Below are 20868 nucleotides of genomic sequence, written 5' to 3'. Positions count from 1 at the left end.
CTACTATGAGCCAAATCGAGGTGACCATGACAGAAAATGAGATGATAGGCCAATGATCCAGTTTGAGAAAAACGCCAGCGTAGAGTGAAATGATCATTTAGCTATACAGGTTTATCAACTATTAAAAAAATGCTAAATTATTATCATAAAGAGCAATGTAAAAATATTTTTTTGAATTTTAGAGGTTTTTAGACTAAATGACCGAGGGTACAGCAACATTTGCATATGATTCATTGGAGTCGATTCGTAAGAGACTATTGGATTTAAGTTCAAGAAATTCGCTGTTAAATTATAAGTTTCCACGTGGTAAATGCCTTCAGTTCATTGAAACTACACCAAACTCTATATTCAAAGCATTAAATGACAGAAAAATAATAGATCTACTACCAATTCCTAAACCATTAGATGCAGAGCTCAAGAGCTACTATGGGGGGGAGGAAAAGAATGTTAGTGGTATTAAAGATCACGGACCAAGTGTTGAATCTTGGGCAAAGCATTTAGGTTATGAGATTAGTTTTGAATTGAGTCACAATTATACGAGTAATTCATCAAAACCTGAAAATACAAATGTTTTACAGAGTTTACTTTATCCAAAGGAGTTAGAAACTCGAGTTAAATATATTAGACAACAAGCCGAATCATTCATAAATGAAACAGGTTCGAATGTTTTATATATTGCGATTGGTTTTTTAGAATGGGCTGAAAGTAAAGATTCAAATCTGAAACGGTTAGCTCCACTTTTCACTCTACCTGTAAAAATTGAAAAAAAGCCAAAAACAAAACATGGGGGCTATGATAATTTTGAATTATCTATGTCAGATGAAGGATTATTAAGTAACGTCACATTACATGAAAAGTTAAAAAATGAATTTGGCTTAGAATTGCCTTTATTGGATGAAGAAAGTACGCCAGAAGATTATTTTGACTTAATTGAAAAAAATATTTTGTCTCATGAAGTAGGTTGGAGTATTAAACGCAAGGTCTGTATGTGCTTGCTAAATTTTTCTAAGCAAGCAATGTATCAGGATCTTGATCCTACGAATTGGCCTAAAGAGTATTCAATAGAAGATCATCCAGTTATTCAACAATTATTTAGTAAGGTGGCCAAAGAAAGTCAGTCTCATAGTTTCGACTCTGAATATGAAATTGATGATATAGAAGATATCCATGAAAAATTCCCAATCATTTACGATGCTGATAGTTCTCAACATAGTGCTTTAATCGATGCCGTAAAAGGGGAAAACTTAGTTATTGAAGGTCCTCCAGGATCTGGTAAATCTCAAACAATTACAAATTTAATTGCTGCAGCAATCAATGATGGCAAGAAAGTACTTTTTGTTGCTGAAAAAATGGCTGCATTAAATGTAGTAAAAGATAGACTAGATAAAGCTGGATTAGGTGGATTCTGTTTAGAATTACATAGTCATAAGTCTAATAAGTTAAAAATATTACATGACTTAAATGAGCAATATAAGGAATTGGGGCACTATGCTAAAATACATGAAATACAAATCACAAAAAACAAACTTGAGTTAAGTAAAAATTATTTAAATCAATATGTAAAAAGAATTAATAAAGAGTGGGGAGAGACGAAATATACAGCACATGAAATTTTAACAAAAGCAACTTACTTCAAGAATTTATTGGATATAAATCCTGAAGATGTATTAATCGATAATTTAAATTTGATTACATTAAATCAGGATGATATCCAAAGCTATATTGATTGGGGGAAGTTGTTAGAAAATTCATTTATACAAACTCGAGATCAATGCCCTGACAAGGAGATCTATAAACACTATTGGTTTGGGGTTAATAAGGTAAACTTAATTGATTCTGAAAAAGCAGAAATTGTGAAATTTCTTAAAGAGTGGAACTATGAATTAACAGTAATACAACGTTTATTTTCTGAGCTTTTTTTTTGTGATGATGTGAATTTAGAATTAGTTGAAAGAGTAACTAATAATGCAAAAGAATTACCAAATTTTGATGAGGGAATATCTTATCATTTAATTAATGATCAAATAGATAATATTAGTTTGCTATCTGAATACATTAATTTGTATGATGAAATTAATAAAAACTACAGAGTAATTGTTGCGGTAATTAACAAAGAATATCTTGGAGAGTCAAATTCTCGTGAAGTTGAAATCATTAGGAATTTGATAAATGAAAGCAAAGCATTTGATAAAAGTATCACTTTAGAAGATATAGATGAAGCGATATACCAACTAGAAAAAATTAAGACTGCTTTGTTGGATTTAAAGCCTGATATTGAACTAATTGAAAAGAATATACCTTCTGAACTTAAGAAGGTGTTTGGATATTCAGAAGAAAATTTTAAAGCTATGGAGATTTTGGTAGGACATTTAAAAGGGTTGCCATTTGATCTTCTAAAACATAGAAATGAAATATTTGATGAATCTAGTATTGATCAGTTTATAGTTGATTTTGAACCAATATTTAAACAGTTGCATCAAAACTATCAAGATTGTCAAAGACTGTACAAATTAGAGATCTTGCCTAGTGTGGAAGACTTAGAGATAAATTACAAAAATATATGTATAGGTGGATTTTTTAAATATTTTACGATGCGTTGGTGGAGCGCTCGAAAATTTATATTAGGTATCAGTAAAAATGAAGGTACTCCACTTATTGAAATACAAAATAATTTTTCTAAATTAATAGATTTTAAGAAAGGTATTGATTCTGCAAATAAATTGAATGATAAATATAAAATATTAAATCATATGTATGATGGAGTTAATACGCCATTAAATGATATTAAAACATTGCGTGATTGGTACAAAGGCGTTCGCCATGAATATGGTATTGGTTTTGATGAGAAGGTGAAGATAGGTTCTGCTATTTTAAGATTAGAGAGCCACTTAGTAAAATCTATTATTGAAGAATATGATCGTAAAGTTGCACCTAAGATTAAAGATTTATTGAATTTACTGCAGGGCTTTTCTATTTTATATGCAAGTAAAATTAGTCATTTGAGAAATGTCCACGAAATTATTGATGATGAAAGTGAGATTTCTCGTACATTAATTTCTCTTAAAGAATTAAAGTTAAAACTTGGGCCCTTTATTATTGATAAAGAATCTTCATTAGCTCGTATTGAAAATGAATTAATTTTATTTGATGCTAATGTAGTAAAAGTAACTCGATTTAACGAAATTAGAAAAAATTATCCTCAATTGTCTAAAGAATGGAACTTTGATTATTTAAAAGGAGAAATTAATGTTGCTGAACTAAATCGCGCTCAAAAGACTCTTAAGCTTTTAAATATAATTTCTGATTCATTCGGAATTTTAAGAGAGAAACTATCTAAGATATCAGATAAGGAAAGTTATCAAAGATTAAAAAAATCTTTAGATGAAATCTCTCATCATTTCAAAAATGAAGGAATAAGAAGAAAACAATTTGAAGAGCATTCTAATGTTGAAGCAAATTGGACCAATCAGCTTAAAAATTCTTTTATTGAAACGATAAAAAGAAATAATTTAGCTTTAGAGAATGAAGATTGGTTATTTACATGGAGTAATTACCATACTATTAAGAATAAAGCTGAAAATTCTGGTTTAAGATGCATTATTAAAAAGTTGGAAAATGCTGAATTAGAGAGGTATTCAGTTGCTGACGTGGTGCAACTATCTTTATATAGTTCTTTAGCAAAGTATATTATTAATACAGATACACTGATTCAAAAATATAACGGTATAGAATTATCGACTATGGTTAGTAATTTTCAGAATTATGATAATGAATTACTAGTATTACAAAGAAAGCAGATTGCTTGTAATGCCTCATCAGTCGATGTTCCTGTAGGGATTGCTTATGGTAGAGTATCTGATTTAACAGAATATTCATTAATTGCAAAAGAGGTTTCAAAAAAAACAAGACATATTCCAATTCGGTCTTTGCTAGAAAGAGCACCTAAATCAATTCAAGCATTAAAACCATGTTTCATGATGAGTCCTATGTCTGTTGCTCAGTACTTAAAGCCAGGACTTTTTGATTTTGATTTGGTTGTGATGGATGAAGCATCTCAAATTTTGCCAGAAGATGCGATTGGAGCATTAGCTAGAGGCAAAAGTGCAATTATTGTCGGTGATCCAAAACAATTACCACCTACAAGCTTTTTCAGCACATCAGTTAACTTTGACGATGCAAATGAAGATGAACTTGTTGGAGTAGAGGATGCTGAAAGTATCTTAGATTCAGTCTCAATGTTTAAGAAGAGGCGTTTACGTTGGCATTATCGCTCGCGTCATCAATCATTAATTGCCTTCTCTAATAAATACTTTTATGACTCTGACCTTGTTTTGTTCCCATCACCTATCCAAAGTTCTCCAGAACTCGGTATCCGATATAAGAAGGCATCTGGCATATTTGATTCAGGGCGAAACTATAAAGAAGCACAAAGTGTTGTAGATGAAGTATGTGAATTAATTCTTCAAGATAAAGAAGAGTCAATTGGTATAGTTGCGATGAATAGTCAGCAACGGGATGAAATCGAAAGTCAATTAGAACTCAGACTATCAAAAGATTCTAGGTTGCAGGATCTTTATGATAAAAAAATGAAATCTCATGAACCTGTATTTGTTAAGAATCTTGAAAATGTCCAAGGTGATGAAAGAGATGTTATTGTCATATCCATGACTTATGGGCCGTCACAGGTTGGGGGTAAAGTATTTCAAAGATTTGGTCCGATTAACCAAAGTTCAGGTTGGAGACGACTCAATGTACTGTTTACCCGTTCAAAGAAGAGAATGCATGTAATTTCATCTATGAATTCATCTGATATTTTATCATCTGAATCAAGTAGTAAAGGTGTAACTGCATTAAAGGCATTTTTAAGATACTGCGAAACTGGTTTTTTACATGAAGAAAAAGTAACTGGCAAAGCACCTGATAGTGACTTTGAAATAGCAGTCATTAAAGCGCTTGAGAAGCATGGATATGAATGTGAACCTCAACTTGGTGTTGCAGGATACTTTTTAGATCTTGCTGTCAAAAATCCAGCTAATCCAGGAGAATATTTGTTAGCAGTTGAGTGCGATGGTGCAACTTATCATTCTGCAAAATCTAGTAGAGATCGTGATCGTTTACGCCAACAAATTCTAGAAAGTTTGGGTTGGAATATACATCGGATTTGGTCAACAGACTGGTTTAAAAATTCGCAAGAACAAATGCAAATTTTGTTGGAAAAATTGAGAGTATTAAAACCGGCTGTTGATATACAAGATACTATTAATACCCAAATAACACGGCCAACAAGCATTAATATTGAGAAGCAATATTTACTTGAATTTGAAACAGAAAATGAATCACACGATAATATTATTGAAATAATAGAGGCGGGTGATCTGGTGAGATATTTGGATAGTAGGCATCCTGAAAAAATAATGAATGTTAAGATTTCTAATAATCTTAACAATTTCCAGGAAGGTATTACACATGTTAATAGTCCCTTAGGTCAAGCATTAATGGGACTAACGATAGATGACAGTACAACCTTATCTTTGCCAAGTGGTGATGTGAAAATCACAGTGAAAGAGATCATTAAGTCTTAAGTAAATTTTAACAATGGTGGTAAATATGAATTTTGAAATAGAAAAGTTAATGAGAGCTGAGGAAATTGCTGCATCTGGTATTTATAGTCTTTCTGAATCTGAACAGCAGGCTATATTACAGTGGGGCTTACGTTTATTTGGGATGGGGCAGCACAAAGTCGGTGATATACACGAGATTAAATACGAGGGCAGAGTGGTTGTTTTAGATGACGGTTCTAGATGGGAAGTCGAGTCATACGATGCATCAACTGTAGATTTTTGGGGGGAGTTTACAAAAGTAGCTATTATAGATGATGAAATGTATCGTTTAGACGAGAGTGTTTCTGTAAGCGAGGATTTGGTTTAAAGATCCTATACATTAGACGTCTTGTAAAAGTATGCTTATACCTAATTTTTGAATCAGCTAAACCTTCTAAAATACAGCTTGCTGCTGTTTAAATTTTGACTAACGCAAGAAGTCTAATGTAAATTTTATTTAATTAACTAGCCTGAAAAAATGTAATTCGGTTTGCGGGGAAATTAAATGAAAATAATTACAAAAAAATAACATAAATAATGTATGTATCCGAGTTTGTATCATATTCCATTCAATAATAAATATATATGAAACATATACTTAAAATTGAGTATGGTAACGTGCTGGGAGCACTATAAAATGTTCAAACCATTTCAACTCAAGTCTCGTATCAGCACTGGAGTCGTCAGCAGCTTGTTATTACTGGGGAGTTTAACGGGTTGTGGAGTACAAGATGCAGCGCGGGAAATTCCTAAAGCGAATGCCATACTTCAGTTATTGCATACCCAAGATCGCTCTGTGATACAGATCAAGTTACAACAATGCCAAGTCGGTAATTTATTTGCAGGGCAGACAGGCACCAGTTCCAAATATGACCTCTACAGTTGCCAAGTGCATGTTGAACGCTTTGACGATGAATACAAGCAATCGTTTATCCAAGAGCAAACCGTCTATCTACGGCCCTTCGACTCTGATATCGGTTGGCAACTGATCGCGCCGAATGAATAGTTAAAACAAAGATAAAGCGAAGAAAAAAACATGAATAAAGAAATAGTGATCTCTTATCTCAGTATTGCGGTGCTGTATTGGTTTTATCTGCTTTGGCGGATTGAAGACAGTGGACCAATTGCAGCCTACCTTTTTGGACGCGCCATCATGTGGCCGTTTCAATTACTGAAATTTATATTTTGATAAAGCCTTCATGGGAACAAGAGTGAAAAATCGATGATGGACTTTAATCAGTTTAAACAACAGTTTGCTCAGTTGGCATTACTACAAGCTGACCCAAACATTTATGTCGCTCCACAGATTCCCATGAATAAGATTCTGGGTGCGATGAGTTATTTACCTGCACAAACCCACGCTAAAGAAGTCTTGGTCTTAGTCGATGAAACCGTCTTTGGACAGGGAAAAAATGGCTTGTGCTTAACCGATCAAGGTATCTACTTCAAAGAAGCCTTTGCCAGTGCAAATGCCTATCCCTTGAAATCGATTAGCTCGGTTGGCTATTCGATGGGACTGCTCAGCAAACACCTGGTGATCAATGGCACAGTCAAAGTCAGCTTGGCTCAACCTGAAAAAGCAGGAATACGCCTTTTGGCCGATTTCCTCAATCAGTATTGTGCCTTCGCTAAAGCTCAAACGCAGAAGAATTCCTCAGACTTTATACATGAGAATCAGCAGCAGACCCAAAGCCAAGACACTATTGCCAATCTACAACCGATCATGAAGCTCTATGCTTACCTATTGTTGGGGTGGAGAGGAGAGTGGAGCCAATCCACAAGAAGCTTGATGACACAATTGTTTGATCGAGACATGGTTCATCCCAATGACCAACAGTTTCTCAAACAAATGATGCAACACCATCATCCATTCGACTTTTTTGACATCTTGGATGAAATCACATTGATTCAGCACAGCCTACCTCCTTCGTTATGCCTTGCTTTGCTCGAAGAAGTATTAGTGTTAATGAATAAAAGAAACTTTGACGCTGAAACAGCACGCAGCCATTTCTTTCAAATCAGTACAGCATTCAATGTTGAGCAACAAACAGCTTTCGCCATACTGGCCAAGTATCCTGCATATACAGATATCCAAGCTAAGCAGCATACCAAAGCATCTTCCATACCGATCCATCAGCTGACACCCGTACAACTCGCTGCGTGTGAGTTACTTGATATCACTCCTGAACAATTAGATCGACCAAGCCTCACGCTTGCCTACCGTCGTAAGATGGCTGACTTCCATCCTGACCAATACCAACAATTACCTCCAGCAGTGAGGCAATTGATTGAACAACAGGCGCAGCAGATCAATCAAGCACGCAGTTGTTTAGAAGCACTGCTAGCGTCGCTTTGACGGAAAATCAAAATAAAGAAATTTCAGATACATATTACCTATTTGAACAACCAGCACCAAGCGAACGCAATGAATCGCTGACGACTGTCCAAACACAAATCAAGCCTTATCAAATAGAGGATAAAATAATGATGTATAGATTGAAGACTTTTCTATTGCCTGTACTACTCATACTTCCTTTGAGCTTATCGGGATGTGGTACTGAATTTAATCCTGAACGAATGGAAGTTACGCTCAATACGGAATATAGCCCAGGCGGATTATACGATCGGACATATGTGATCCTCACCATCCGTTCACTCGATGCAAATCCAATCACACTGAATAAAGTAGATGTGAATAATGGACGTTGTGGATATACCGCACGCTACCGTAATCCCATTCAATTACCAGCACATTTCCAAATGGGCCAAGCCTTAGAGTTATATTTAAACTGCTCTTACGAATCGATTGTGAAAGTTGATATTGAAACAGATCAAGGTGCAGCAAGTTATCGCTTTAAATAACACGGCAAAACTCAGGACGAGTATCACTGTATAGCGTAAAAGCAAGCAAAAAACCATGCCCATGTTGGGCATGGTTTTTTTATGCCTACAGATAATGCTTGTCATCACTTTACTCACGACGAGGACATTCATGATAAATCCCGTACATTGTCCTTATTGCCATTCAGATCAGGTGATCTTGAAAGCCACACAAGCGCATGGCCCTCAGTATTTTGAAAAAATCCTAGAAAACTTCTCACCCTTCACGATGGCTGTACTTGGAATAAAGCTGGCAAGAAGTGCGGGCATTCCCCCGTATGTCGGTGGATTGATTGGTGTAGTTGCAGGGGGCGTATTGATCTTGGTCAGTCAACATTACTTTTATCGCCATTACCACGCGGCTCAACATTACCAATGTTTGCATTGCGGACAAAGCTTTGCCGTGGCTGATTAAAGAATTACCGCATTCATCGCTATCTCAACGCTAGCTGCAACACCCCTAAGCACACTGCATTTTAAGTTTTAAACATCACATCTTTATTTTTATAGAGGAATTCTGCTCATGGCACATTTAGTTGAAACAATGGCATTCACAGGTCAAACCCCTTGGCATGGATTGGGGAATCAACTCACACCCAATCAACCCATCGAAGTTTGGGCACAACAAGCAGGTATGGACTGGCGTATCGAATCCTCTGACGTGAGTTATATGGCGAAAAACCAACGTGGACAAAACATCATCTTACCTTTTGAAGAACAACGAGTACTGTATCGTTCAGATACCCATGCACCTTTATCTGTGGTCAGTCAGCGCTTTCAAGAAGTACAACCCAAAGATATCTTAGAGTTCTATCGTGATCTGACTGAACAATCAGGCTTTGAGTTGGAAACTGCAGGCGTACTGAAAGGTGGGAAGAAATTCTGGGCATTAGCCAAAACTGGACAGACCTCAGCACTGAAAGGTAAAGATGTCAGCAATGGCTATATTCTTTTAGCGACGGCGTGTGATGGCACCTTAGCCACGACAGCACAATTCACTTCTATTCGTGTGGTGTGTAACAACACGCTAGCGATTGCACTAAAAGCACACAACAGTACATCGAATAATACGGGTGTGGTCAAAGTCCCACACAGCACTCGTTTCGATGCTGAAAAAGTCAAACAGCAATTGGGTGTATCAGTCAGAGCATGGGATGAACACATGTATGAAATGAAGCAGCTCAGTCAACGTAAAGTAACGCAACAAGAAGCATCCGCTTACTTTGATGCGGTATTTAACAACACCAACCTCAGTATTGTTGAACAGGATGAAAGCATTATTCAGTTTTATCGAAATGCAGCCATGCCGAATCAAACAAACTCATCAAAAGCCGACAATAAAACCGAACCGAATGGACGTGCGATGTCAAAAGTCATGACTATGTTTAACGGACAAGGACGAGGGGCAGAACTCAGTTCAGCCAAAGACACGGCCTATGGTTTGTTATGCTCAATCACGGAATTCGTCGATCACGAAAGACGTGCCATGAGCACCGATCATCGACTCGATTCAGCATGGTTCGGAGCAGGGGCAGCGATTAAACAACGTGGCTTAGAACAAGCGCTCAGAATGGTGGCATAAATTCAGTTTCAGTTAAGCAAGCTATATTAGCCTAAGCAATAACACCCTTCGCCACATTCCTCAGATGTGGCTTTTTTTATGCCCAAAATTCAGCTTTTACATATTTCATAACGATAGGATCAATACACCATGCAGAGTCATACCCATATTCAGAACAGTTTAAACCATCCACCTTTATTGCCTTATGTATCTCAGCTTAACCCAAACCAAAACCCACCAACCCAACAGGTCGAAGTAGGCACCCGAAGTAAACGTCATTCATCCAATCCAGCTCAAACTAAACAGCCTCGCAAAAGCAGAACACCAGTTGCTAAACGCTTAGCTAACACCAAGCAACTCAATTACCAACAATGGCTAGAAGTCAGAAAGCAAGGCATCGGGAGTAGTGATGCAGCAACTGCCTGTGGACTAAATCCTTATATGTCGATGCTGGAACTATGGATGATCAAGACAGGTCGGATGCAGCAAAACATTGAGGACGAAAGTGCAGGTTATGCACCGTTATATTGGGGTAAGCAGTTGGAACCCTTGGTGGCTGAATACTACAGCATGCACACCAACCACAAAGTACGACGAGTCAATGCAGTGTTACAACATCCTGATGAAGACAAACACTTTATGTTGGCAAATCTCGATTATGCCGTAGTCGGTAGCGATGAAGTTCAGATTCTAGAATGTAAAACGGTTGGAGAATATGGTGCAAAGCTTTGGCGGGATGGTGTACCACTGTATGTACTGTGCCAAGTACAGCACCAACTGGCGGTAACAGGCAAACAAGCGGCACATATCTGTGCCTTGATCTGTGGACATGAAACCAAAATCTATAAAGTGACAAGAAATGAAACCGTGATCCAGCACATCATCAATGCGGAACGTCACTTCTGGCAATGTGTGGAATCAGGTATTCCACCGAGTGTCGATGCTTCGGATTCCGCTGCTAGAGCCTTGCAACAACTGTATCCAGAACAGATTCCATTAACCGTAGAAGACCTCAGCCAAAATGAACAGGCTAACTATCTCTTTAACCAACTGTTAGAAGAGCGACATAGGCTTGAACAACATCAACAGTATTTCGATGAATTAAAACATCAAATACAAATGATGATGAAAGATGCAGAACGTGCCGTGTTTACAGGTGGTTCAGTGACATGGAAGAAATCACTAGACTCAATCAGCTTAGACAGTAAAGCTTTATTGAAACAATACCCTGAATACCTCCAGCAGTTCCCGCAAACTAAAGTGGGTACACGGCGTTTTCAGATTTACCCGAATGGTGGATAACTCATTCTTTATCCACAATTTAAAAGTCAAAAATAAGGAAAGCATGACCAGTAGTATTAAAGTCATTCATTTGAAAGCATGGTTTTAACCGTGCTTTTATATTTCAACATCTCGTCTCAATAGACCACACAAACAACTAGCTCAGATTAAGAAACCCTACGTCCTCTAGGAACGTAGGGTTTTTTTATGGCTTAACTTTTAAACTCCATAGAGGATACATTATGATCAAAGGTCTCGCAATTACACCACCCGTACTAGGTCGTATCAGTATTGGCAAGGTCGTGGAAAAGAATGGTAAGCGTGTCCCTGAAAAAGATGATCAATTTACCATTACCAGTCAAATTCAAGGGAAAGATGGATGGTTCAAGCACCCATTAGATGAACAACTACGAGCCAAAGCACCGAACCAAAAACTCAGAAGCATTCCAGTGAGAATGATCTTTAACGATCCTGAGTTGAACCTACGGGCAGAGTACAGTCTGTTTGATCGACAAACAGGGCGTCCGATTTGTGTGGGGAATGGTCAAACCTGCCAACGCATGACATCACAAGGTGTAGAGCAACATCCTTGTCCATCACCCGACTTATGCCCACTTGGACAAGGTGGACATTGCAAGCCTTATGGACGCCTACATGTCAATTTAGGCGAAGCCGATGAGTTTGGGACTTTTATTTTCAGAACCACAGGCTTTAACAGTATTCGGACTTTGGCTGCGCGACTGAGTTATTACCATGCGGCATCAGGTGGTTTGTTGTCGTGTTTACCATTGCAGCTCACCTTGCGTGGAAAAAGTACCACCCAAAGCTATCGTCAGCCCGTGTATTACGTAGATTTAACGTTACGGGAAGGTGTGGATTTGCAATCCGCCATACAGACAGCCAAGGAGATTGACCAACAAGGTAAGCAGGCAGGGTTTGATCAGGCGGCATTAGATCAGATTGCGCGGCAGGGTTTTGCCAATGCCAAGTTTGAGGTGCATGCAGAGGAGGGGATGGAATTGCTAGAGGAGTTTTATCCAAACAATGACAGTGCTGTAGATACAGAGCATTCAGCGCAATTGGGCTATGTGCAGGAGATTCAGCAAGGTTTAAAGCAGAGTGTGCAAGCAGTGAATTAGATCTGTTTAGACGCCCTCGAATTATTTTTTTCGGAGCGTCCTGTTTATTTGAGCGGAAGACAGCTCGCTTAAATAATTTTAGGAGAACATGTCATGAATGCATTTGTTGGACAAACCTTTCAAATGAATCAAATTATTAACCTTATTGATGTCATCGAATTTAAGAGTATTAATCGAGCTAAGATCTATGAAATGATCAATTAGAAATCAAAATACTATGATCCTACATTTCCTCGATCTATGCGCTTAAGTGAATCACGTATTGGCTGGTCAGCTTGGGAAATCAATCAGTGGATTGAAGCCAAGTTGGAAAGCCGGTAATGGATGGGAGCTTCGGCTCCCTTAATTTTTTTGTTATTCAGGAGTGATAATGCAGGTTTCAAAAATAGCGATCAGTCCATCTAGCCGGCAGTTGAATCCATCAATATTGGCCTGAATCCAGACTTCCTTATTGTTAATTTTACTCCACTGTACCCCATAGCCGCAGTGGGCGAGTAAATGCTCAAAGAAAATACGCTGAGTGCGTCCATTGCCTTCTCTGAAAGGATGAATAACATTAAGTTCACAATAAAAATCAGCGATTTTTTGGATAAGTGCTGGTTTGGCTAAACCTTGAAAATAGTTCTGCTGCTCAAGTTGCTTGAAGAGCTTATTGGCTTCAATTTCAATACGCGGGAAGGTACAAAAGCGGGTATCGCCTTTGGCAATATCCACTTGTCTTAGTTCACCTGCCCAGGCATACAGGTCTGAAAAGAGCTGAAAGTGAATGGATTGCAGGTATTTGAGATCGTAAGGTGGCTCCGCATACTCAATGCGTGTGCTGGCATACTCAGTCAACTCCATTTCTGCCTGTTGCAGAATTTCAGCATCCTGAATGTTCAGTTTGTTTTTGAGGACGTCCGAGTAGGGGTAACAGTAAATGCTGTCACCCATTTCACCATATTTATCCATAAGGAAGCCTGATCACGATTCCGAAGTTTGTGAGAACTTTTTATATTTTTCTAAAATCTGTGCTTTATCTAATGTTGGGGCGGTTGAAGATGGCTGGATCCCTTCCAACTTTAAACTGGCCTGATAATTCTGTAGGCGCGTAGCTTGGATATATTTTTTTTTCTGTTCGAGAGTGTTTAGCATTTCGGAATTTCCTTGAACAAAGGTAATGTAAGCCTAGTTTAGCAGATGGGCTTATAAATAGGCACGGCTTTCAAAAGCAGGGTTGTAGCGTTATGGTGGATGAACCTTCTATGAGAAAAATCTGAAACCAGACGACAAAATTTGTCGCTTAACTGTCATGCAATAAATGAATAATCAACAATCTGCTTTTAAATAATATAATATTATCCAACAGTTAAAAAATTATCAGTATTATCTCTAGCAACCGAAGTGTCGCCAGATACTGATCACAGATAAGAATTCAGGAATTGATTCACCACTATGACCAACAATAACTTTTCACAAATCGCTTCTTTCATCTGGTCGGTTGCCGACCTGCTGCGTGGTGACTTCAAACAATCGCAATATGGTCGCATCATTCTGCCATTTACCTTGTTACGTCGTCTGGAATGTGTACTGGAAGAAAGCAAGGCGGCGGTACTGGCAGAACATGAAAAAGTCTCCAAGCTGAATCTGCCAGAAGAAGCTCAAGAAAAGTTATTGCTGCGTGCCACCAACGGTCTAGCCTTCTTTAACACCTCCCCAATGGATCTTAGCAAAATGGGGCAGAGTGATATCAAGGCCAACTTAAGCACTTATGTGCAAAGTTTCTCTAAAGATGCCCGTGAGATTTTTGAATACTTTAACTTCATCGAATTTGCGGGCTTACTCGATGATGCCAACCTTTTGTATAAAGTCGTGCAAAAGTTTGCTACCACGGATCTGAGTCCAAAGAACGTATCCAACCATGACATGGGCTTGGTGTTTGAAGAACTGATCCGTCGTTTTGCCGAAGGTTCTAATGAAACCGCAGGGGAACACTTTACCCCGCGTGACATTGTGCGTCTGACCACGGCACTGGTGTTTATGGAAGATGATGATGTACTGACCAAAGATGGCATTATCCGTACCATTTACGATCCTACAGCGGGGACGGGTGGCTTCCTCTCTTCCGGTATGGAATATCTGCATGAGCTGAACCCGAATGCGGTGATGCGTGCCTTTGGTCAGGAACTCAATCCGGAATCCTATGCCATCTGTAAAGCCGACATGCTCATTAAAGGTCAGGATGTAAGCCGAATCAAACTTGGTAATACCTTGTCGAATGACCAACTCTCTGTCGATCAGTTTGACTATATGCTATCTAACCCGCCATTTGGCGTGGACTGGAAAAAAATCGAACAGGACATCAAGGATGAGCATGAACAAAAAGGCTTTGATGGCCGTTTCGGTGCAGGCTTGCCACGGGTATCGGATGGTTCACTATTATTCCTGATGCACCTGATCAGCAAGATGCGTGATGCCAGCAGTACTGAAAGTGGTAGCCGCATCGGGATTATCCTGAATGGTTCACCTTTATTTACCGGTAGTGCGGGCAGTGGTGAAAGCGAGATCCGTCGCTACATTTTAGAAGCTGACTTGCTTGAAGCAATCATTGCCTTACCCAACGACATGTTCTACAACACCGGGATTGCCACCTATATCTGGGTACTCAGCAATAAAAAAGCCGCTGAACGTAAAGGTAAGGTACAGCTGATCAATGCCTCAAACCTCAGTACCAAAATGCGTAAGTCGCTGGGTTCAAAACGTAACTATCTGACTGAAGCTGAAATTGCCACCATTACCCAAAATTACGGTGACTTTGTCGCGGTAGACACCTTGGCGCAGGATGGCGAAACCGAACAGCAAAAACCATTCGCCAGCAAAATCTTTGACAGTCATGAATTTGGTTACCGTCGCGTGACCATTGAACGTCCATTACGCTTATCGGCACAGATCACGGATAGCGCGATTGCTGCATTGCGTTTTGCGCCAAAACCGTTTAATGCCGTGATGCAAAGTATCGATGCGCAATTGGGCACAGCCTTTGGTACAGCGTGGACAGCAGAAACTTATGGTCAGTTGCAGGATGTGGCGCTTGAAATCCGTGCCCTGATTAAAGCCGAGTTCCCTGAGCTAAAAGAAAAAGACATTAAAGAGGTACTGGACAGCAAAATTTGGTTATTCCAGAAAGCCTTGATGGAAAAAGCCCAAGCGTTACAGGCCGTGATCGGCACTGAGCAGTTTGATGACTTTAACCAGTTTGATGAAGTGCTGAAAAAAGCCCTCAAGCAAACCGATATCAAGCTGGATGCCAAAGAGAAGAAACAACTGTTAGATGCCATTACATGGAAGAATCCGGAAGCAGAACCAGTGATAAACAAGGTCGTGAAACAGGCGGAAAACCCACTGTATGGCCAGTTCAGCTATCAAGGCAAAGTGGTGGAGTTTGTACAGGATGGGGATTTGCGTGATGCGGAGAACATTGCACTGAATCCAAAAGTCAGCACTACAGAACTGATTGAAGATTACTTTAAACGTGAAGTACAGCCACATGTGCCGGATGCCTGGATCAATGCCGACAAGCGTGATGAAAAAGATGGCGAGATTGGCATCGTGGGTTATGAAATTCCGTTTAACCGTCATTTCTACGTGTACCAGCCACCACGTGATTTAGCCGAGATTGATGCGGATTTGGATGCGGTAAGCCGTGAAATTATGGCACTTCTGCAAGAGGTGCATTCTTAATGGCAAAGTATCAGAAGTACGCAGAGTATAAAGATTCAGGGGTTGAATGGTTGGGGGATATTCCGAGTCATTGGGATTTACAACGCTTGAAAGTGATATTAAACGAGCGTAATGAAAAGAATGATCCCATTAAATCTACCAATATTCTTTCTTTGACTATGCATCAAGGTGTTATTCCTTATAGTGAAAAAGAAGGGAGCGGTGGTAATAAACCAAAAGAAGATTTAACAGCTTATAAATTGGTTTATGAGAATGACATTGTTCTAAACAGTATGAATGTTATTGTTGGATCGGTAGGCATTTCAAAATATTTTGGTATAGCTAGTTTAGTTTATTACATGCTTTATCCTCGTAGTCTAAATCAAACTAATATTCGGTTTTATAATTACATATTTCAGGCTAAATCATTTCAAGAAAATTTAGGTAGGTTAGGTACAGGTATTCTAATTAAGAAATCTGAATCTTCAGGAAAACTGAATACGATACGTATGAAAATTTCTATGGAAGATTTGAATAATGAAATCCTGACTATTCCTAGCGTGGAAGAACAAACCCAAATCGCTAACTTCCTCGACTACGAAACCGCCAAAATCGATTACTTGATTGAAAAACAACAACAACTGATTGAACTGCTGAAAGAAAAACGCCAAGCAGTGATTAGCCATGCCGTGACTAAAGGACTTGATCCAAATGTCCCGATGAAAAATTCTGGTGTGGAATGGTTAGGGGAAGTGCCGGAGCATTGGAAAGTTGCCCCTATAAAAAGAATTATCAACTTAATGGAACAAGGCAAAAGCCCTGAATGTGAAAATATTCCTGCTACTTCAGATCAGTGGGGAGTATTAAAAACCAGTTGTGTAAACAATGGTGTTTTTCATGCGAATCAAAATAAAGCTTTACCTGAAAATATTAAGCCTCATACTCAGTATCAAGTGAAAGCAGGGGATGTACTTATGTCTCGTGCGAGTGGATCAATTAATTTGATCGGATCTGTTGCATTAGTACCTGAGAATGTTCAAGAGAATTTATTACTTTCAGACAAGATATTTAGAATCCATTTGAGCAAAGACTGTGATTCAAGATTTTTTACACTATTGTTGGCAACACCATATATGCGAACTCTAATTGAGAGAGCTATTAGTGGTGCTGAAGGTATGGCAAACAATATTACAAAAACTGCAATTTTAGAATTTATTTCAGCAATCCCGCCATTAGACGAACAATTACAGTTAGTTGTTTATCTAAATCAAAAAATAGAGACATTTAACTCATTGATTGAAAAATCAAGCAGGGCTATTGAGGTAATGCAAGAACGCCGAACCGCCCTGATTTCTTCGGCAGTGACTGGAAAAATTGATGTTCGCCACTGGCAAGCCCCAACAGTTGCTGAGACACATACGGAGTTAAGTGCATGAGTCTAGACGCGACCCGTGAAAGCATTTTCCAGAACGACATTATTTCCCAAATGCTGGCACAGGGCTGGCAACTCGGTACGCCACAAGGCTACAACCGTGAAACCGCCTTGTATGAGCAGGACGTACTGGATTTTGTGCAACAAACCCAAGCACAAGATTGGCAGAAGTTTCAGCGCATCTTTCCAAATGATACCGAACGGCATTTTCTCGATGCGGTGGTTGCCCAGCTGAAGAAAGCCGACATCAATGCCACCGATGAACAGTCACGTAGCTATGGCACTTTAGGTGTGCTGCGTCACGGAGTGAAAACCCGCAGCGCACGTTTTTTCCTCTGTCAGTTTAAACCGGAACATGCGCTGAATCCCGATACCTTAGCTAATTACAAAAAGAACATCTGCCGCATTGTGCCAGAGTTGGTCTATAGCCCCTATGCTACCGCTGCCGAGTTACAGGACATGGGCAAACAGGCCAAGAAATGGCGTATTGACTTGGTATTGTTCATTAACGGCTTTCCTGTTGCTACTCTGGAACTCAAGTCCGAGTTTAAACAGGCGGTGCAGAATGCCATGTTGCAGTACAAACGCACCCGCTTGCCGAAAGATCCAGAAACTAACAAGCCTGAACCCTTGCTGATGTTTAAGCGTGGCGCATTGGTACACTTTGCCGTGAGTCAATACGAAGTCTATATGGCGACCCAACTGGCCGGAGAAGATACTTTCTTCCTGCCATTCAATAAAGGCACGCATGACGGTGGCGCAGGCAATGACGTGCCAGAAGACCAGAATCAGTACGCCACCGCCTATCTGTGGAATGAAGTTCTCACCCCGGACAATTTGCTGAATATCATTGGACGTTTTGTCCATCTGCAAATTGAAGAAAAAGAAGACTGGGAAGGCCGCAAGTACAAAAAAGAACTGCTGATCTTCCCACGTTACCACCAGTGGAATGTGGTCACCAAACTGATCAATGCCGCCTTAGAGGAGGGCACTGGGCAGAAATATTTGATTCAGCACAGTGCAGGTTCAGGTAAGTCCAACTCGATTGCCTGGACAGCACATCAGCTGTCGACCCTGTACGATCAACACAATCAGAAACTGTTTGATTCGGTGATTGTGGTCACTGACCGTACCATTCTGGATGCCCAGCTACAGGACACCATCTACCAGTTTGAACATGCCGATGGCGTGGTCGGACGCATCAATAACAAAGAAGGCGATGGCTCCAAATCGGAAAAACTGGCCAAGGCACTGGAAACCTCACAGCCGATTATCATTGTGACCATCCAGACTTTCCCCTTTGTGCTGCGTGCGATTGAAAACAGTACCAATCTGAAACAGCGACGTTATGCGGTGATTGCCGATGAAGCGCATTCTTCACAAAGCGGCTCTACGGCACGACAACTCAAAGAAGTGTTGATGCTGGAAGAGCGCGAAGAGGATGCTGAACTGTCTTCGGAAGATATTTTGGATGCGGTGGTGGCTGCACGTAAGGGCAGTAATAACCTCAGCTACTATGCCTTTACCGCGACACCGAAAGACAAAACCCTGCAACTGTTTGGCCGTGTACCCAATCCTGAGCTACCGCCATCCAAGCAAAACAAGCCGGAAGCCTTCCATGTTTACTCCATGCGCCAAGCCATTGAAGAAGGCTTTATTCTGGATGTGCTAAAAAACTATACCAACTATAAAGTGGTGTATAAACTCAAACAGAAAATTGAAGAAGCCGACAAACAGGTCGATGCCAAAAAAGCCAAGATCAGGCTGAATCAATGGGTACGCCTGCATGACCACAACATTTCTCAGAAAGTGAAAGTCATTGTCGAGCATTTCAAAAATAACGTGATGGGCTTATTGGGTGGGCAGGCTAAAGCCATGGTGGTGACCAGTTCACGTAAAGAAGCGGTGCGTTACAAGCTGGCCTTTGACAAATATGTGACGGATCAGGGCTATAAGTCCATTCAGGCTATGGTCGCATTCTCGGGTGAGGTTGAGTTTAATGACAAGGATACCGACAGCAGTGGTTTAGTCGGTCAGACCTTTAATGAACGCAACATGAACCCAGGGCTAAAAGGACGGGAAATGCGTAAGGCCTTTGATAGTGATGACTATCAGGTGATGCTGGTGGCCAACAAGTTCCAGACTGGCTTTGACCAGCCGAAACTGTGTGCCATGTACGTAGACAAAAAACTCGGTGGTGTTGAGTGCGTACAAACCTTATCACGCTTGAACCGTACCTATCCGGGTAAAGCGGAATCTGGCACCTTTGTATTGGATTTCTTTAACGATCCCGAAGACATTCTTGGGGCCTTCCAGCCTTACTATCAAACCGCAGAACTGGCTGATGTATCGAATCCGGATCAGATCTTTGACTTGTTTGAAAAGTTGAACGCCAGCAAGATTTTCTTGTGGACGGAAGTCGAGCAGTTTGTCGATGCGTTCTTTACCAAGAACAAATCCAATGCCGCGATCAGTAACATTTGCAAGCCTGCGGTTGAACGTTGGCAGAAACGCTATAGCCAAGCCATCGAAGCCTATAACACCACCCGAGACATGCTGGAACGCTGCAAGAAAACCAATGATGCGGTGCTGATTGCCAATGCCGACAATGCCTTTAAAGAGGCCAAGCTTGAAAAAGACAAGCTGGAAATCTTTAAAAAAGACTTGGGAAGCTTTACTCGTTTTTACGAGTTTATGTCGCAGATCGTGGACTACGATGACAAAGAACTGGAAAAACTTAGTCTGTATGCGCGTAACCTGCGTCCATTGCTGCGTGAAACCGCAACGAAAGACGATGAGGTAGATCTAAGTAATGTCAGTATGAGCCATTACCGCTTGTCCAAGATCCGTCAGCAAGACATCAAGCTGAAAGAAGATGCCGAAGACAATCAGCTGGAACCGGGCAATGACCTCGGTGCAGCCAAGCCACGCGATAAGAAAGAAGAGTTCCTGTCACAGATCATTGAGCGTCTGAATGATGTCTTTATCACTGATAACCTAACCGATAAAGACATGCTGAACTATGCCTATACGGTACGTGACAAACTGGCGGAAAATGAGATTGTGATGAAGCAGATCGCCAACAATACCCGTGAACAGGCCATGCTGGGTGATTTCCCGAAAGCGATGGATGATGCCATTCTTGGCAGTAGTGCGGCACATCAGGAACAGATGATGCAGTTGCTGTCTGATCCGGCGAAGGCCAGCATCTTTGCACGGGTGATTTTTGATATGTTGAGCAGTCGATAATTTTAGAGAGGGAGAGGGGGAAATAAA

General features: G+C 40.1%; 14 protein-coding genes and 1 pseudogene. 13 read left to right on the top strand and 2 right to left on the bottom strand.

The annotated features are described in order from the left end of the window. Nucleotides 1-197 precede the first annotated feature (197 nt). From H2677_RS11475 to H2677_RS11430, 10 genes and pseudogenes are all read left to right on the top strand, one after another. Nucleotides 198-5582 carry a DUF4011 domain-containing protein gene (locus H2677_RS11475; RefSeq protein WP_212638593.1) on the top strand — a complete coding sequence of 1795 codons (5385 nt, stop codon included), beginning with the start codon at nt 198-200 and terminating at the stop codon, nt 5580-5582. Between the two features lie 49 nt (nt 5583-5631). Then, entirely contained in the window at nt 5632-5928 is a 297-nt protein-coding gene (locus H2677_RS11470) for a hypothetical protein (RefSeq protein ID WP_212638592.1), read from the top strand. Nucleotides 5929-6237: 309 nt separating this feature from the next. Further along, the gene (locus H2677_RS11465) at nt 6238-6606 is read left to right on the top strand and encodes a hypothetical protein (protein WP_212638591.1); all 369 of its coding nucleotides are present in this window, start codon (nt 6238-6240) and stop codon (nt 6604-6606) included. A gap of 219 nt (nt 6607-6825) precedes the next feature. Continuing rightward, nucleotides 6826-7956 carry a J domain-containing protein gene (locus tag H2677_RS11460; RefSeq protein WP_407929298.1) on the top strand — a complete coding sequence of 377 codons (1131 nt, stop codon included), beginning with the start codon at nt 6826-6828 and terminating at the stop codon, nt 7954-7956. 131 nt (nt 7957-8087) lie between these two features. After that, entirely contained in the window at nt 8088-8462 is a 375-nt protein-coding gene (locus H2677_RS11455) for a hypothetical protein (RefSeq protein WP_212639609.1), read from the top strand. A 133-nt stretch (nt 8463-8595) separates the two neighbouring features. Beyond that, on the top strand, nt 8596-8895 hold the full coding sequence (locus tag H2677_RS11450) for a hypothetical protein (protein ID WP_031944332.1): 300 nt from the start codon (nt 8596-8598) through the stop codon (nt 8893-8895). Nucleotides 8896-9003: 108 nt separating this feature from the next. Next, the gene (locus H2677_RS11445; protein WP_212638589.1) at nt 9004-10062 is read left to right on the top strand and encodes a DUF932 domain-containing protein; all 1059 of its coding nucleotides are present in this window, start codon (nt 9004-9006) and stop codon (nt 10060-10062) included. 129 nt (nt 10063-10191) lie between these two features. Next, nucleotides 10192-11343, top strand: coding sequence for a YqaJ viral recombinase family nuclease (locus H2677_RS11440; protein WP_212638588.1), 1152 nt, complete (start codon nt 10192-10194; stop codon nt 11341-11343). 221 nt (nt 11344-11564) lie between these two features. Further along, the gene (locus tag H2677_RS11435; RefSeq protein ID WP_212638587.1) at nt 11565-12461 is read left to right on the top strand and encodes a recombination directionality factor; all 897 of its coding nucleotides are present in this window, start codon (nt 11565-11567) and stop codon (nt 12459-12461) included. Between the two features lie 93 nt (nt 12462-12554). Continuing rightward, a pseudogene (locus H2677_RS11430) lies at nt 12555-12782 on the top strand (helix-turn-helix transcriptional regulator). Nucleotides 12783-12815: 33 nt separating this feature from the next. Here the strand turns inward: H2677_RS11430 and H2677_RS11425 are convergent. Next, a complete protein-coding gene (locus H2677_RS11425) occupies nt 12816-13412 on the bottom strand; it encodes a putative adenosine monophosphate-protein transferase Fic (RefSeq protein ID WP_212638586.1) in 597 nt (198 codons plus the stop codon). Nucleotides 13413-13424: 12 nt separating this feature from the next. Next, complete coding sequence (locus H2677_RS11420; RefSeq protein WP_079454551.1) at nt 13425-13595, bottom strand: YhfG family protein; 171 nt, start codon at nt 13593-13595, stop codon at nt 13425-13427. Between the two features lie 300 nt (nt 13596-13895). Here H2677_RS11420 and H2677_RS11415 point away from each other — a divergent pair, with 300 nt between their 5' ends. The 3 genes from H2677_RS11415 to H2677_RS11405 are packed head-to-tail and all read left to right on the top strand — an operon-like array spanning nt 13896 to nt 20841. Continuing rightward, nucleotides 13896-16181 (top strand): type I restriction-modification system subunit M, encoded by a 2286-nt coding sequence (locus H2677_RS11415; RefSeq protein ID WP_212638585.1) that lies wholly within the window; start codon nt 13896-13898, stop codon nt 16179-16181. Next, nucleotides 16181-17596 (top strand): restriction endonuclease subunit S, encoded by a 1416-nt coding sequence (locus H2677_RS11410; protein ID WP_212638584.1) that lies wholly within the window; start codon nt 16181-16183, stop codon nt 17594-17596. The genes H2677_RS11415 and H2677_RS11410 overlap by 1 nt, the downstream gene beginning before the upstream one ends. Beyond that, on the top strand, nt 17593-20841 hold the full coding sequence (locus H2677_RS11405; protein WP_212638583.1) for a type I restriction endonuclease subunit R: 3249 nt from the start codon (nt 17593-17595) through the stop codon (nt 20839-20841). Before H2677_RS11410 ends, H2677_RS11405 begins: the two co-directional genes overlap by 4 nt. Nucleotides 20842-20868: the final 27 nt, after the last annotated feature.

Source organism: Acinetobacter junii (assembly GCF_018336855.1).
Lineage (GTDB): Bacteria > Pseudomonadota > Gammaproteobacteria > Pseudomonadales > Moraxellaceae > Acinetobacter > Acinetobacter junii.
Note: the sequence above shows the minus strand (reverse complement) of the source record. Positions and strands in the feature narration are given on the sequence as shown.